The 16,389-nt window shown below is 46.4% G+C and carries 9 protein-coding genes; 1 reads left to right on the top strand and 8 read right to left on the bottom strand.

Annotation, left to right across the window (positions count from 1 at the left end):
* Window positions 1–9: 9 nt before the first annotated feature.
* The 4 genes from ASG34_RS07745 to ASG34_RS07725 form a co-directional block, all read right to left on the bottom strand.
* A complete protein-coding gene (locus ASG34_RS07745) occupies window positions 10–417 on the bottom strand; it encodes a hypothetical protein (protein WP_055828922.1) in 408 nt (135 codons plus the stop codon).
* Window positions 395–1,453, bottom strand: coding sequence for a hypothetical protein (locus ASG34_RS07740; protein ID WP_055828919.1), 1,059 nt, complete (start codon window positions 1,451–1,453; stop codon window positions 395–397). The genes ASG34_RS07745 and ASG34_RS07740 overlap by 23 nt, the downstream gene beginning before the upstream one ends.
* Window positions 1,454–1,902: 449 nt before the next feature.
* Window positions 1,903–2,616 (bottom strand): hypothetical protein, encoded by a 714-nt coding sequence (locus tag ASG34_RS07730; protein ID WP_055828913.1) that lies wholly within the window; start codon window positions 2,614–2,616, stop codon window positions 1,903–1,905.
* The gene (locus ASG34_RS07725) at window positions 2,609–5,665 is read right to left on the bottom strand and encodes an HsdM family class I SAM-dependent methyltransferase (protein ID WP_055828911.1); all 3,057 of its coding nucleotides are present in this window, start codon (window positions 5,663–5,665) and stop codon (window positions 2,609–2,611) included. The genes ASG34_RS07730 and ASG34_RS07725 overlap by 8 nt, the downstream gene beginning before the upstream one ends.
* A gap of 134 nt (window positions 5,666–5,799) precedes the next feature.
* Here ASG34_RS07725 and ASG34_RS07720 point away from each other — a divergent pair, with 134 nt between their 5' ends.
* Window positions 5,800–6,672 (top strand): helix-turn-helix transcriptional regulator, encoded by an 873-nt coding sequence (locus tag ASG34_RS07720; protein WP_055828908.1) that lies wholly within the window; start codon window positions 5,800–5,802, stop codon window positions 6,670–6,672.
* On the opposite strand, the gene ASG34_RS07715 is transcribed toward ASG34_RS07720, so the two are convergent.
* From ASG34_RS07715 to ASG34_RS07700, 4 genes are all read right to left on the bottom strand, one after another.
* On the bottom strand, window positions 6,669–8,429 hold the full coding sequence (locus ASG34_RS07715) for an IS1/IS1595 family N-terminal zinc-binding domain-containing protein (protein ID WP_156376468.1): 1,761 nt from the start codon (window positions 8,427–8,429) through the stop codon (window positions 6,669–6,671). The genes ASG34_RS07720 and ASG34_RS07715 overlap by 4 nt on opposite strands.
* A 112-nt stretch (window positions 8,430–8,541) precedes the next feature.
* Window positions 8,542–9,606: a uroporphyrinogen decarboxylase gene (gene hemE / locus ASG34_RS07710; RefSeq protein WP_055828903.1), complete on the bottom strand. Its 1,065-nt coding sequence runs from the start codon at window positions 9,604–9,606 to the stop codon at window positions 8,542–8,544.
* A 202-nt stretch (window positions 9,607–9,808) separates the two neighbouring features.
* The gene (locus ASG34_RS07705; protein WP_055828900.1) at window positions 9,809–11,236 is read right to left on the bottom strand and encodes a glutamate synthase subunit beta; all 1,428 of its coding nucleotides are present in this window, start codon (window positions 11,234–11,236) and stop codon (window positions 9,809–9,811) included.
* An 87-nt stretch (window positions 11,237–11,323) separates the two neighbouring features.
* A complete protein-coding gene (locus tag ASG34_RS07700; RefSeq protein WP_055828897.1) occupies window positions 11,324–15,994 on the bottom strand; it encodes a glutamate synthase-related protein in 4,671 nt (1,556 codons plus the stop codon).
* Between the last annotated feature and the right edge of the window lie 395 nt (window positions 15,995–16,389).

The raw sequence follows: 16,389 nt of genomic DNA, 5'->3' as shown, positions 1-16,389 counted from the left end.
ATGTAAATTCTAAATTAGTTGGAGTTGTGCATGTTGAAATGATTCATTCAAGTACCTAAATGACTGAGGTGGAGTAATCTTTTCGCCTAGGTCACCGAGCTCTAAAGGGACGTCATACTTTCTCACCTCACCGACTACTAATGCAACGGCAGTCTCTCTACCTAAATAATATTCATCAAATTTGACTTTACCTATACCTGCGAATTTTTTTGTTCTTTCCCATATATTTTCTGGTGCATCTATAAAAACTTCAGAGACATCGAACTCGCCTATGATCATTCCCAGTGGCTTAGTGGCATATATAACTACACACGTCGCACCTACATTCGCAAATGCTGATTTTCTGAACTCAAATTTTTTGTCCCCATTCAAAATCTTAAGGGCAAACTCAGGTTTAATCGACAATAAAATTTTCATCTAGACTTCCAATACTAATAATTTTTTCAAGTTGCTTATTTGACAATTTTCTAAAGTCCCACCTTGGTTGGACCGAAACAGCAACTTCTTCCAACAACAACTTACGAATTACTCTTTTTACCAAAGCGGCATTGTACGTAAACTTGATCACATTATATTTAGCTTTTTTTGTGTAATACTCATTCAGTTCTTCATGACTAAACACACTGTATGGTTTTACATATTTAATAAATTCCTTAAATGTTCCAAAGCTATTCACTTTTCTTGTTTCTTGTACAACGCATATAGACGTTGCAACAGACCTAAAATAAGCTTTTCCCGATTTATCGGTGGTTCGGTAAAGTACTAAAATATCGCCTTGTTTTAGTTTTCCAGTTGCTGGAATTCCAGATATATAAACTTTATGGATACTATTTGTATGTGAGACATCTTCTAAGATATCAAATGATTCATTATTCAACTTAGAATCTGGCAAAAACTTTGTGTGGTATTTTGGCCAAATTGCTAACAAATAAGGATCACCCTGATTGGGTAAGATGAATGGGTAATCTTTTAATATGTCCCCACTTGTAACTGACATATCACGAACAAGAACAATCTCCTCACCTTGATCGTTTTTCTTAATGCCAACTTGCACAAATCCATAGCGGGTTAAAAGATCAATTAACGGAGCATGTTTTTCAAATACTGTTACGTATATGTCATCTACATCTTGCAAGACAGCGTAGTCCAATAGCTTTTTGATAAATCTTTCGCCCAGTTTTGTACCGTGAGCGTTAATCTTTAGAGTGCCAACCTTAAGATGTTTACCATTGGGTAAGGGAGGAATGACTTCATTAACCTCACCTTCTTCGATTTTCAAATACAAAAAACCATCAATATTGTCTTTGATTCGGTAAAAAACATAAGCCTTTTCTTTAGAGGCGGCTTTAGTATTAAACCAGCCAACAAATTTTGGGTAATCCGCTTTTAAGGAATCAAAAAATTTGTCACCTAAATCAACATCTCCAAACTCACAGTAAGTAAGATTGCGCATGCAGCACCCATATTTGTTGTATTTTATTTGATAGATATTTTTACCACTATAACACCATTATTGGTCAATTAATTCCCAATCGTCATCACCATTTTGATGAAGTTGTATATCCCTTAATGCTATGCAAAAGACGAGGAAATTGCACTCAATAGAGCAAGTTCCAATTGCTCTGGCGCGTCTAAGGCCTCGAGATGTTGCTTCATTCCATCCCAAACCGCATCCCAGTCTTCGAGGTCTTCATCTATGTAAGTGATATATGATTCAGTTGACGATAATTGAAATCCTTCTTGTGACAGCACTATCTGTTTAGTGGCTTTTTTAATGCATGACTGTTGCCAGGGCGATTGCAAATATTGCGATGATGCAATTGCATTATTTGCTAAATGCGAAAGTCGTCCAACTTAGAGCTCAGTGCAATTTATGGGCAAGACAGTAAATCTGGTCAATACTTAGGTTTTAGGTTTAGCGTCCGGTGTATTGAGAAACATATGGCACAGAAGGATTTCAGGCCGCCCATCATAAACAGCTCTGGAATGCTCAGTATCAAAGGTAGCAATGCTTGGCAGTGCATCTGAAGGGTCCCGGACATACCTGCCTTGTGGGCAAGGAATCATATGCAAAAGCGAATGGGTTCCAGTCATGGCAAAAGCACGCTGCAAGCTGGTTACAGTAGCTGGGAAATTGTTACCCACTAGGCCCACCATCACACCTATAGAGTTTTCTTTGGAATAATGGCCCTCTACAAAGCGTAATACACCACTCTTACCATAGTACTTAAGTCTGCTATCACGATTGTCTTTTAGTTTCTTAAACTCAAAAGTAACTGTCAGGTCACTACGTGAGGATAAATACCTGATATCCGTGCGTCGCTCATCCATCAATAAGCCCTGCTCAAGATCAGGAACCCCATGTACTGCTTCACTGGTGAAATGGCCAATAAAGCCCGCTTCGCTTTTGAATTGTTCAAGGATGCTATTAAAGAATTTGGTCAGCTTGCTCTCATGGCTGCCTAGATGAAAGTGCACCGGCCTATGGCTGACTACTTTCACCCATTGATCTTGAATAAACTTAGCTACTTTGCCGAATTCGTCATCAGGATAAACTTGATTCCAGGCGGGAGCCAGCCTGCCATATGCAGCAATTTTATCATCTTGGTTATCCATGAGTTGCAACACCTATGGCTTCGACAATACGTCGTGCGTCATCAAAAGCTTGTCTCTCGAGCCAATATCGTCTCACCATAGGTTTAACAATATGAATTCGCGGACCATCATAAATCAGGAAGTCGGAGGATAACGCCAAATCACGCGTGGCTTGCATTGGCCATAGTCCTGCATCACGAATCGACTCCATGGTATTCACTACTCTGGACCTCGAAACCTTGGCTTCAGTTTGCTCCAATTGTCCAACTAGTTCGACCGTAGCTATTCCGATTGCAGCATTATTCTGGGCATGGGATGCATCATTAAAGGTCATAAGTTGGCCGTGACCACCCATACGGTCGCGCCATAGACATAACTCGGATGTCAGGCGCTCAAAATATGCAGATACTTCATGTGGCCTAGGGCTACCAGATAATGGAGTCCGGATGTCTTTATATGTACCGGGCTGAACACTTGGAATCAATGCATTGCAAGCATCTTCGATTAGCGGTAGTTCTCTCTCGCTTACGCCGAAATATTGATATACCAGTTTGTTGATCTTCGGAGAGAGATTCTGCCAATACTCTTCCCGCCCAAAATCAATCGTTTCAATTTCACGTGTTAAATCCGCAACGTGATGGATGATTTTCCATGCTTTCTCTGGATTACCAGTCCGCTCTGGCAGTGCAAATGGCAATGACTCGATTTCGTCCAAGGTTATTCGCGTGCGTTCTGAGGTCAGAGCATAGGCATTGTGTAGTAAGCAGTATGCCGCCAATGGAGATCGGAGATAAACTGCGACAAAGCGCAAGATATCCTCATCTTCATCAGGGCCGCAGAGTGCGGCTAAAGTGTGACGGAAGCAGAAGTCGCCCTTTGCAAAAATGGCATAAGCATTAAAACTGCTGGCAGCGCCATCTGGAAATAATACTCTTGCGCCATGGAATGCCGCACCATTTTGGCTGCCACGTGATACGACTGAAGTGATGCTCTCCGGAAACTCTTCAAGTATAGAATTATCCAGAACAGGCAATTCTCTACTGATGTTTCTTGTATCAAGAAACCGCATGCTTTTGAGAAAGCCTGGGTCCAGTTTTTCTGAGCTATGACGGGTCTGATTGAATCCTTTGATAAGCTGCCATCTGGCTGGCTTTCCAGTTAACAGATCAGAAAGTACACCAAACAATCTAAGCCGACCAATCACTGCTCTGTCTGACTGTATTCCCCAAGTCGAAGCCCTGAATGTTTCAGGATCATCTGCAAGGCGTGAAGCCAGAATGGTGTGGCGATCAATGCCATGGACACTCAATCGCCCAAATGCAAGGCTGACATCCGCTTTGGCATGCCATACCTCAATCATTTCACGGGCTGGAATTCTCCCGAGATTTGATGGGTCACGCACATCCCCAATAACGACAACGCAGGGATGGATAGCACTTGGGAATAAAAGCCGACGAATATCAGAAAAATTGATGATGCGCTTGATTTGGATTGAAGAAATCCATTGATGCAAGAAGTCACGGCTGGTATCTGAAGCAAATAACTTAACGGGTAAAATCAGGCACACTCTGCCATTGGCGGTGACAGATTTTATTGCCTTGTGAGCGAATGCCGCAGCTATGTTTCTGTGCGGTAACTTAAGCTTGTACTCTGCAGCCCAACTTTCGTATAAATGGGAGTCGTTGCCTTTTGGTTCGCCCCAAGGCGGGTTTGAAAGCAAGATTGTGACGTCCTCGGGTGCCTTCGTAGCGACCTTATTGCCCTTGTTAAAAAAGTCGCCTTCAGTGCTACCAATTAATATTCGTCCCAGCAGTGGCGGAAGCTTTACGTTAGCATCATCACAAAGCCGGGCAATGTCTGCAGGTGCAATATCTTCCATCAGGGCGAGGTACAAGCTGAATGCAGTCACTCTGCAGGCGGCTTCACTCAAATCGGAACCGCGAATATGCGCCAGAAGCAAGTCGATTCGTTTATCAATCGGTAGTACATCCCCATGCCGGTGTTCAGCAGAACGCAGCATTCGGCGAAAGGCCGTGGTCAGTAAAATGCCGGAGCCACATGCCGCATCGTAGACGACTTCATTTTCCGGATGAGCCTTGTCCAGGAAGGCAAGATCAACTGCAAGATTCGCCAAGTGTCTTGGCGTGTAATAAATCCCATTGGCTCGCTTTTCCTCATTCAGGAAGGTCTCATAAATTCCGGACAGAAGTTCCACTGGGATGTAACGGAAATCATAATTCCATAGACTGGTTTGACCAGTTTCCATACTGACTCTTGAAAGAAATGCGTCCAGCAACATGAAAGTGCTATCCGCAATTTCATTCCACTCAATATGAGTCTCGCCCTCTACTTCGAGGAAGTCGCCATTAAAATCTTTCTTTAATGACTTGAACAAAGTCCGTAGGCCTTCTCGATTTCTTTGATGAATTAAGGCATGCAAAGAATCAACATTGCGCTGTTTTTTGTAGTAATTGCCAATAATGCCGCGATGCTCAAGATAAGACACGAATAATACTCGCCCAAGGATAAGTTGGGATTCGGAGCGCGGGATTTTTTGCAATTCCATCTTTTGCAAAGTCAGGCCAAGGTTATGCAGCAACTCGCGGTCTACTCTTGAATCGATGTCGAACCAGTTGGGCAGTCGTTGCTGGATATTCCCGGTCGCAATATCAGTGAAGGAAAGTGGGCCAGATTCATGCAAATCCGATAAATAGTAGCGCTGACCGTCACTTTGTTTATTAGTCACGGGAAACACGTCGGCATGATCGCCATCGATGCTGATGATGATTGAAACTAGGTTCTGATTCCAGATATGCTGCCGCAATTTTAATATCTGATTATGATCCAGGGGATTGGATTGCTGGCTAGCATCGACAAATAATATGGTTGGTGTTTGTTCAATATCAATGACTGCTGCATCACTTGTCGATGTTAAGTCGCCCAGCAATATATCAATCTCGCGTCCATACGGATGATCTGCCGGGGCATCGCCAGGCTGCAGATAAGCCGAAACTCCTGCGGCAGAATATCCAAGCGCATCAATCCATCGCGTGATATGAGGCGCAGTCATTCCAATAATCCGTTAATGGATGGGGCATTCATAGGGTAAATAATACCTACATAAAACATGTAGGTCAATTAATAATAGTGTGTTAATTATAATAGTTGTAACACATGAAAAATGTGGTGTAATATTGCCTTGGCATGCACAGTATAGACCACATAGGTTTCGCCCAACGTCAACGTTTACAGTACATAGAGTCTGTTGCGTATTGGGAGGGATTGGTCGGAAGAAAAAGAATATCCTCTGTTTTTGATGTTTCCGAGAATCACATCACGCAGGACTTTAGCCTATATAGGAAGGCCTTCCCAGATCAATTAGACTATGATGTGAGTGCTCGAAGTTATCGGCCAAGCAGGAAATTCCGCCCATATATTGGCACGGGCTCTGCTGATGAGTACCTTTCATTATTGCGCACCCATGTAGAGGGACACTCGACTGCAGTTTTATCAGCAATTGGTGATGGCATAGTAGCAACTGGATTGCCCGTACCAAAATCCGAAATCGATGCGGCTGTCCTCAGAGAAATCACAAGAGCCTTGCGCCAGGGACATGGACTCAAAATTCGTTATCAATCCATGTCGCATGAAGCGCCAAGAGAACGCACTTTATGGCCGCATGCGTTGGTCTATGCCGGATTAAGATGGCACGTCAGGGCGTATGATAGTTTACGTGAGTGTTTTGGTGATTTTGTTTTGCAGAGGATACTGACAGCTAAAGCCTCTAAGGTAAAATGCCCCCAGGACACTAAAAATGATGTCGAATGGCATCAGGAAGAGCTGGTCGAAGTGATTCCATCAGCTTCGTTATCAGTCAATCAGGCTCGTGTCATTGCTAGCGAATATGGCATGAAAGCCATCCAAAATGAGTTCGTGTGGGAAACCACTATGAAACGATGTCTCGTCCCATATTTTTTGTACTGGTTGAGATTGGATAAAGATGCGCACTCACCATTTATTGCTCTTAAAAACCCATCCTTAGCTGAGAGATATAAAATAGGTGGGGAAGTCAGTTAGGGTTTTGAGTTAAACTCGCCCAGCACCTCACCCAGGGTAACAACATGGTCACAGGTTCCGACACGCATCGCAGGTGTTTTCCCATCATCTCCTGGCAAGCAGTAATTATAGGCCGTCCTGAAGATGGCTAGCAGCTTCGCACCCACCGCTGGATTGTACCCACTGTAACCATACCAGCTGCGGTTCTGTGCATTCGCTGTATGAATTGGCCTTTCGAATAGAGATAGTCTACGTCGAATTAGCATCAAGAAACGGTCAACCCCTTTCAAACTGGCCATATTGTAGAGGTGAGCGAGGTGGTCAAGGTCATAGCCACCGAGATCTGTTAAGTATGCAACTTCTTTGTTAGGCTCCGCCATATCTGAAAGCGGGTGCATGATCCACTCCCCATTCAAGCTACCTTGTGATATCGCTGAATCCAATATTTCACGCAAAACATGGTGCACGGCATTTTGGCCATCAAATTCGGGATGCTCGTCCACCCACTTATTTAGTCTTGTTTGTGCGGCCGCCTTAAGGAGTTTTTTCTTGTCTACTGATAAGCTTTTCTTCATGCGTACGAAAAATGCATCAGCAGTGCGTTCGATAATGCGCGGGCCGAATGCCGCTGCAAATGCAGGAAATACACCGGTTTCCCTGTCCATGAAAAATCTTACCTTTGACACATTTCGCAGCATTTCCTCCAAAAAGAACAAGTGCCCATACAAGGCGTAGTCAGAGCGGACCTGCATCCCTTGCGACGGACGCCTGCCACTAGGTAATTCTATGACTTCAGTGTCAGATGCATTCTTTGCATTAAGCATGTCGCGATATTTTTGCGCCGTCTCTCCTCCACTAGTGCCGAGTGTGTTATGTCTTTCCAGCCTATTGGATAGAATGTATTCATCTGAATAGTCTCTTAACATCCAAAGTCTGGCAAAGTTGCGATAAGGGTATGGTAAATCATAGTCATTTATCTTGACGGCCTCCGCCTCTATTTGATCCGCGTTAAGTGTTGGGTCAAAGTCCAGAGTCAACGAAAAGGCATAACCCGTTCGATTGTCTACACTCGTAATCGAAGTAAGACTAGTATTAGTCCTGTCAAGCTGCGTTCCCCAGTTAAAAATATACTCCTGGCGATCTAGGGAAAGATAAACCCTATCAACGGCTGGTTGTTGACGCCAAACCAGCTCCTTCGCGTAGGCAAAGTTAATACAGCATCTATGTATCAAATCAATCTTGCTATAGAGGGTTGCAGGTTGAATGTCCGCAGTTTCGCAAATGCGCCTCATGGGCATTTTATTGATCAGTAATCGAAAAACTAGCTCGGTAATTTCAGGCTTTTTTTGTTTACGATTCTTCCTCGGTGAAGGCACAAACGTTGTACCACATTGCTTGCATCTATAGCGAATGGAACCAGATTTAGTTGTTCCATGCCGAATAATAAAATCCGTTCCAGTGGCATCGCAACCTTGTTTAGGACAGGCTAACATTTCACTAGCTTGGTCACCTAACCAGTCTCCGCGAATTCGGATTAACTCTTCATAAACACCCTTGTTACTTTTAAGTCTTGTGAATGCTTTACATAACTTGCATTGCAACTTAGCTTGACTCTTATCACCGATAATTAGATAGGACTCAGATTTGGCAAATTTATATTTGCCAGATAAAACAAAAATAGGGATTTTTCCGAAATTTTCACACAGCACATTTCTGCAGCAATTCACTTGCAGCTCATGGTAGGCGATCGGAACTCTATGTATCCTTTGTGAAGCCAAAAAAAATCCCCCTAAGGTTCTAGGGGGGATTTTAACAGTACCAACACTTTATTTGAACGCCTCGCTCATTGCGTAGCGGGATTTTTTTATATTGTTTTTTTAATCTAACAGTTTACTGGTGATATTGCGGGCTCAGCTTGCGCACGGTTTCCAGCATACAGGCTGCATGTTCAGGCGGGGTCCATTGCGTGATGCCGTGGCCAAGGTTGAATACATGGCTATTGCCGTGACCGTAACTGGCCAGAATGCTAGCCACTTCTTTTTCAATCGCTGCTGGTGAACTCAATAAAATCGCCGGGTCCATATTGCCTTGCAGTGCGACTTTGTTGCCAACCCGCTGGCGGGCATTGCCTACATCCATACTCCAATCCAGGCCAAGGGCATCTGCACCAATGGCTGCCTGGGCTTCCAGCCACAAGCCCCCACCTTTGGTAAAAACAATACAAGGTACTTGTCGGCCTTCGGCAGTTTTGGTCAGGCCGGCGACAATTTTCCGCATATAGTTGAGTGAAAATTCAGTATAGGCGTTGTGTGACAGCGCGCCGCCCCAGGAATCAAAAATCATCACTGCCTGTGCGCCTGCGGCAATCTGTGCATTCAGGTACTGGATTACTGTCTGCGCAGTAATCTCCAGAATGCGGTGTAGCAGTTCCGGCCTGGCATAGCCCATTTTCTTCGTATTTAAAAAGTCCGTACCGCCTTTGCCTTCCACCATATAGGTCGCCAGTGTCCACGGGCTGCCGGAAAAACCAATCAGTGGCACACGGCCATTCAGTGCCTTGCGGATACTGCTCACTGCATCAAACACATATTGCAGTTTAGACATATCCGGAATTTCAAGCTTGAGGATATCGGCCTCAGCCTGCAAGGTACGCTCAAATTTCGGGCCTTCACCTTCTTCAAAATAAAGACCCAGGCCCATGGCATCCGGCACAGTCAGGATGTCACTGAACAAAATTGCGGCATCCAGCTGCGGGTATCTATCCAGTGGCTGCAAGGTGACTTCAGTGGCAAACGACGGGCTTTGGCACAACTGCATAAAGCTGCCTGCCGTTTTACGGCTTTCCCGATACTCAGGTAAATAGCGGCCTGCCTGACGCATCATCCATACCGGTGTATAGTCGGTTGGCTGGCGCAGCAGTGCGCGTAAAAAGGTATCGTTTTGCAGTTGGCTCATATAGATCACAAGGTCCCGGTCCACATTTAACACAGCAAGCTTTCGGGCCTGGCTGGTGAGTGATTGAACCGTTAAAAATTCAAAATAGCATTATAAAGTGCACAGTCAGTTTTCACCTGAAAGAATGCTGTTTTTTTGCGCTGGCACAAATAAAAACGCCGATGAGTTTAACCCATCGGCGTTGAATGACTTACGTCAGCAATTAACGTGGCAGGGTTGAGCTTCCCATCAGGAAAGCATCCACTTCACGTGCGCACTGGCGACCTTCACGAATTGCCCATACCACCAGTGATTGCCCACGACGGATATCACCGGCGGCAAACACTTTGGCTTTGCTGGTTTTGTAGCAGCCTTCGCCATCGGTAGTCGCTTTGGCATTGCCGCGGTTGTCTTTTTCCACACCGAATGCATCCAGTACTTTCTGGATAGGGGAAACAAAACCCATTGCCAAAAATACCAGGTCAGCTTTGATGGTGAATTCAGACCCTGGAATTTCAGCCATTTTGCCGTCTTTCCATTCAACGCGTGCACCTTTCAGTGCGGTCAGTTTGCCATTCTCGCCGATCAGCTCTTTGGTAGTGATAGACCAGTCACGGGCAGCACCTTCTTCGTGAGAGCTGGAAGTACGCATTTTCAGTGGCCAGTTTGGCCATACCATGAGTTTGTTTTCTTTTTCCGGCGGTTGCGGCATTAATTCAAATTGCGTAATGCTAGCTGCGCCATGGCGATTGGATGTACCAACACAGTCAGAACCGGTATCACCACCACCAATTACCACCACGTGTTTACCAGTGGCTTTGATCTGGTCAGGCACGTTGTCACCTGCCACCATTTTGTTATTTGGTGTCAGGAAATCCATGGCAAAATGTACGCCATCCAGTTCGCGACCAGTGACCGGCAGGTCACGTGGTAACTCTGCACCACCGGCCAATACTACTGCGTCGTAATCACGCTCGAGGTCAGCGGCGCTGACGTTTTCACCTACGTATTGATTCACCTTGAAGGTCACGCCTTCGGCTTCCATCTGGGTAATACGGCGGTCAATATTGGATTTATCCAGTTTGAAATCAGGGATGCCATAACGCAGCAGGCCACCGATACGGTCATTCTTCTCGTATACCGTCACGTTATGACCGGCGCGTGCGAGCTGTTGTGCTGCAGCCAGGCCTGCCGGGCCTGAACCAACCACGGCAACTTTTTTACCGGTTTTGTTCGGATTAATTTCTGGGGTGACCCAGCCGTTTTCCCAGGCTTTATCGATGATCGCGTGTTCAATCGATTTAATGCCGACCGGGTCATTATTGATATTGAGCGTACAAGCCGCCTCGCAAGGGGCAGGGCAGATACGGCCAGTAAAGTCCGGGAAGTTATTGGTGGAATGCAATACATCAATCGCATTACGCCAGTCCTGGTGATAGACCAGGTCATTCCAGTCAGGAATAATATTGTTGACCGGGCAACCGGTAGTACAGAACGGAATGCCACAATCCATACAACGAGCACCTTGTTGCTTGGCCTGGTCGTCTGTCAAATGCAGAACAAACTCTTTGTAGTTTTTGACGCGTTGCGGAACCGGCAGATTGTCTTCTGCCAGTCGGTCAAACTCCATAAAACCTGTGACTTTACCCATGTGAAATTATCTCTTCCCTATTGTGCCAGTCTGGCACAACCTTAACAAAACCCCGCGCAGACGCGGGGCATTCAATAACAACAACGATTAAGCGGCTTGTTTGGCAGAGGCCGCAGCCATTTCGGTCAGCACGCGTTTATATTCGTTCGGGAACACCTTGACGAATTTTGCGCGTTCAGCCGGCCAGTCTGCCAGGATGTCTTTGGCACGCGGACTACCTGTCAAGGCTGCATGCTGCTCAATCAGGCCTTTCAGAATCACTTCATCAGGCTGACCCAAATGCTGTACCTTACCGACATCGGCTTCAGCGGCTTCGACTTTTTCCAGTGACACCATGCTCATATTGCAGCGCTTGGAGAATTGGCCGTCGACATCGTAAATATAAGCAATACCACCGCTCATCCCCGCAGCAAAATTCTGGCCGGTTTGACCCAGCACCACCACAGTACCGCCGGTCATGTATTCACAACCGTGGTTGCCTACGCCTTCAATAACCGCAGTCGCGCCTGAGTTGCGTACACCGAAGCGTTCGCCAGCCACACCACTCAAGAAGCTTTCGCCGGTGGTTGCACCATACATCACAGTGTTACCGACAATGATGTTTTCGTAAGACAGGCCACGGAAGGTGGTTGGTGGTTTGATAATGATGCGACCACCACACAGACCTTTACCAACGTAGTCATTGCCTTCACCAGTCAATTCAAAGGTGATGCCTTTAGCCAGGAAAGCAGCAAAGCTCTGGCCTGACGTACCGGTAAAGTTAACGTGGATGGTGTCATGTGGCAGGCCATCATTACCGTAACGGCGTGCAACTTCATGCGATAGCATGGTGCCGGCAGTACGGTTGGTATTCATGATCGGCAGGTCCAGGATAACTTTTTCACCTTTTTCCAGGGCCGCTTGCGACAGGGCAATCAGTTGATTATCAAGCGCCTTGGCAATGCCATGGTCTTGAATGTCATTGTTTTTACGCGATACGCTGGCTGGCATGTCTGGCAGATGGAAAATTTTGCTGAAATCCAGGCCATTGATTTTCCAGTGCTCGATACCGGCTTTCATATCCAGCAAGTCAGCGCGGCCAATCAGGTCTTCAAACTTGGCGATACCAATACTTGCCATCAACTCACGCAACTCTTCAGCTACAAAGAAGAAGTAGTTCACCACGTGTTCTGGCTGGCCGGTGAATTTCTTGCGCAATTCAGGGTCTTGTGTCGCTACGCCAACCGGGCAGGTATTCAAATGACACTTGCGCATCATGATACAGCCTTCAACCACCAGTGGCGCGGTGGCAAAACCAAACTCATCCGCACCCAGCAAGGCACCAATCAGTACGTCACGGCCAGTTTTCATCTGGCCATCGACTTGCAGTACGACTCGGCCACGCAACTGGTTCAAAACTAAAGTCTGCTGTGTTTCAGCCAGACCGAGCTCCCAAGGAGTACCAGCATGTTTAACTGAAGATAATGGGGATGCACCAGTACCACCGTCATGGCCAGCGACCACAATATGGTCAGATTTGGCTTTTGCCACACCCGCTGCCACAGTACCAATCCCGGTTTCTGATACCAGTTTTACCGAAATTGAGGCTTGTGGATTCGCATTTTTCAGGTCATGAATCAGCTGAGCCAAATCTTCAATCGAATAAATATCATGGTGCGGTGGCGGTGAAATTAAACCTACGCCAGGCACTGAGAAACGCAGTTTCGCAATGTATGGAGATACTTTGTGACCAGGTAACTGGCCACCTTCGCCAGGCTTGGCACCTTGCGCCATCTTGATCTGGATCTGGTCGGCGCTACTCAGGTATTCAGCCGTCACACCGAAGCGGCCGGAAGCCACTTGCTTGATGCGTGAACGCATAGAATCGCCGGCTTTCAATGGCACATCTGCCTCAATCAATTCGCTGCCCAATACTTTGGCAATGCTGGAATCGATTTGCACCGGGATAAAGCGTTTAACGTCTTCACCACCTTCACCAGTATTGGATTTACCGCCAATGCGGTTCATCGCTACTGCCAAAGTCGCATGTGCTTCTGTAGAGATAGAGCCCAGTGACATCGCGCCGGTAGCGAAGCGTTTAACAATCTCTTTCGCAGATTCAACTTGCTCAAGCGGAATCGCTGCCGCAGCCGGTTTGATCTCGAACAGGCCACGCAGTGTCATATGACGGCGGCTTTGGTCATTGATAAGCGCTGCATATTCTTTATAGGTGTCGTACTGGCCGGTACGGGTAGCGCTTTGCAGTTTGCTGATAGATTGCGGAGTCCACAAGTGCTCTTCACCACGCACACGGAAGGCATATTCACCACCCGCTTCCAGTGAGTTGGATAAGGTGGGGTCATTGCCGAATGCCTGATCATGCATGCGCATGGTTTCTTCAGCCACTTGCTCCAGGCCTATACCTTCGATCTGGCTGACTGTGCCGGTGAAGTAGTCATTCACGAACTGGCTGTTCAAACCAATCGCTTCAAAAATCTGCGCGCCGCAATAAGACTGATAGGTAGAAATACCCATTTTGGACATGACTTTATACAAGCCTTTGCCTATTGCTTTCATAAAGTTTTTGCCAGCTTTTTCCGCATCGCCGGTCATGGTCTTCATGGTTTCATACACCAGCCATGGGCATACTGCTTCAGCACCGTAACCGGCTAATAAGGCAAAGTGATGCACTTCACGTGCAGAACCGGTATCAATCACCAAGCCAGTGCTGGTACGCAAACCAGCTTTCACCAGGAATTCATGTGTTGCCGAACAGGCCAGTAATGCAGGAATTGCAACGCGCGTAGCTGATACCGTGCGGTCTGACAGGATCAATATGTTGTAACCATCATGTACCGCTTTTTCAGCCTGGTCATGCAGCGTGTCCAGCGCTTGTTTCATGCCATTTTTACCCAAGGACGCATCGTATGTCAGGTCCAACACGATGGATTTGAACTGGCCTTTGGTTAAAGTATCAATTTGTTTCAGTATTTCCAGGCCATCCAAACTCAATACGGGCTGGCTACCTTCCAGACGCAATGGCGGGTTAGTTTCATCCACCGCCAGCAGGTTAGGCTTAGGGCCAATAAAGGTGACCAGTGACATCACCAATTCTTCACGAATCGGGTCAATTGGCGGGTTGGTCACTTGTGCAAACAACTGCTTGAAGTAGTTGTATAAAGTTTTGGCCTTGTTGGATAACACCGGCAAAGCCGCATCGTTACCCATGGAGCCAGCACCTTCTTCACCGTTGTCCAGCATTGGTTGCAGGACAAATTTGAGGTCTTCCTGTGAGTAGCCAAACGCTTGCTGAGTATCCAGCAGGCTGGCTTGCAATGTGACTTCACCGGAACCTACGTTAGGCAATTCAGTCACGTGGAAACGGGTTTGTTCAATCCACTGGCGGTAAGGTTTGGCTTGTGCCAGTTCTTTTTTGACTTCTTCGTCATCGATAATGCGGCCTTGCTCCATGTCGATCAACAACATTTTTCCAGGTTGCAGGCGCCATTTTTTGACAATTTTTTCTTGCGGGAAAGTGATTACACCCATTTCAGACGCCATCATGACGATGTCATCTTCAGTCACCAGGTAACGTGCAGGGCGCAGACCATTGCGGTCCAAAGTTGCACCAATCATTTTGCCATCGGTAAATGCCACCGCGGCCGGGCCATCCCATGGCTCCATGATGTTGGCGTGGTATTCGTAGAATGCACGACGGTCTTCATCCATGAGTGGATTGTTGTTCCAGGCTTCCGGAATCAGCATCATCATCGCGTGTGGCAGGCTGTACCCGCCGGCAACCAGCAATTCCAGACAGTTATCGAAGCAGGCTGAGTCAGACTGGCCTTCAACAATCAATGGCCACAGTTTTTCCAGGTCTTCACCAAGCACAACAGATTTAATCGTTTCATGACGTGCAGTCATCCAGTTGACGTTGCCCTGCACGGTATTGATTTCGCCATTGTGCGCAATCATGCGGAATGGATGTGCCAAGTCCCAGGCAGGGAAAGTGTTGGTAGAGAAGCGTTGGTGTACCAATGCTAGCGCTGACACAACGCGAGCGTCTTTCAGGTCTTTGTAATAGACGCCTACCTCGTTCGCAAGCAACATGCCTTTGTAGACAATTGTCCGTGAAGAAAAAGAAGGCATGTAGAACTGAGCGTTATCCTGTAACGCAAGCGCGCGAATCGCATGCTCGATACGTTTACGGATCACAAAACATTTGCGCTCAAAAGCATTATTGTCAGACACTGTGCTGGCAATAAATACCTGGCGCATTACCGGCTCAACAGCGCGCGCTGCATCAGCAATATTGCTGTTGTCGACTGGCACATCTCGCCAGCCCAATAATGTTTGATTTTCTTCTGCAATAATCTGCGCAAAAATGGCTTCGCATTTAGCACGGTTCTCTGCATTTTGTGGCAAAAATGCCTGGCCCACTGCGTATTGACCAGCCACCGGCAAAGTCATGCCCAGTTTGGTAGCTTCTTCACGCATAAAGGTATCTGGCATTTGCATCAACAAACCGGCACCATCACCCAGTTTCGGGTCATAGCCCGTTGCACCGCGGTGGGTCAGGTTGTCGAGGAGCTGCAAACCTTTGGCGACAATGTCATGGCTCTTTTGGCCTTTAATGTGGGCAACAAAGCCCACGCCACAGCTATCTTTCTCATGACGTCTGTCATATAGACCCTGCGATTGCGGGGCTAAACCGAGCTGGCTATCCAGGGCGGTTGCGGAATCTTGAGAAGCACTCATCAGGTTGTTGTCGGGCTGCATATCCATTGCCAGATTCTTCACTTACAAAACATTTGGAGGAACCTTCAATGATACCGTTAAAGTTTAGCAATTTCAATCGTTTAGCCTGCGTTAAATAACGCAGGCATGCATTTTTAATTCTCAGTTGAGAATGATTTTCATTTGTTCAATGGTGTGTATGAAAATTCAGTCAAATATTCAAAATAAATGGTTATGAACAGTCGGGAAATTGATCGTACTTCTTAAAACTTAAGAAGACTTAACTTCTTCCTTTCTGCTAGCTAAAATCATTTCAGCATACCTACCCAATCACTTGGGAAGTCTTTAAACACACTCAGGCGCTAGATATGTTTAGCCCCGCCATTGAAGCGGGGCTAAACATATTTTTTTAAAAACTATTTAATTACTTCAATTTG

The organism is Methylophilus sp. Leaf416 (assembly GCF_001424665.1).
Lineage (GTDB): Bacteria > Pseudomonadota > Gammaproteobacteria > Burkholderiales > Methylophilaceae > Methylophilus.
Note: the sequence above shows the minus strand (reverse complement) of the source record. Positions and strands in the feature narration are given on the sequence as shown.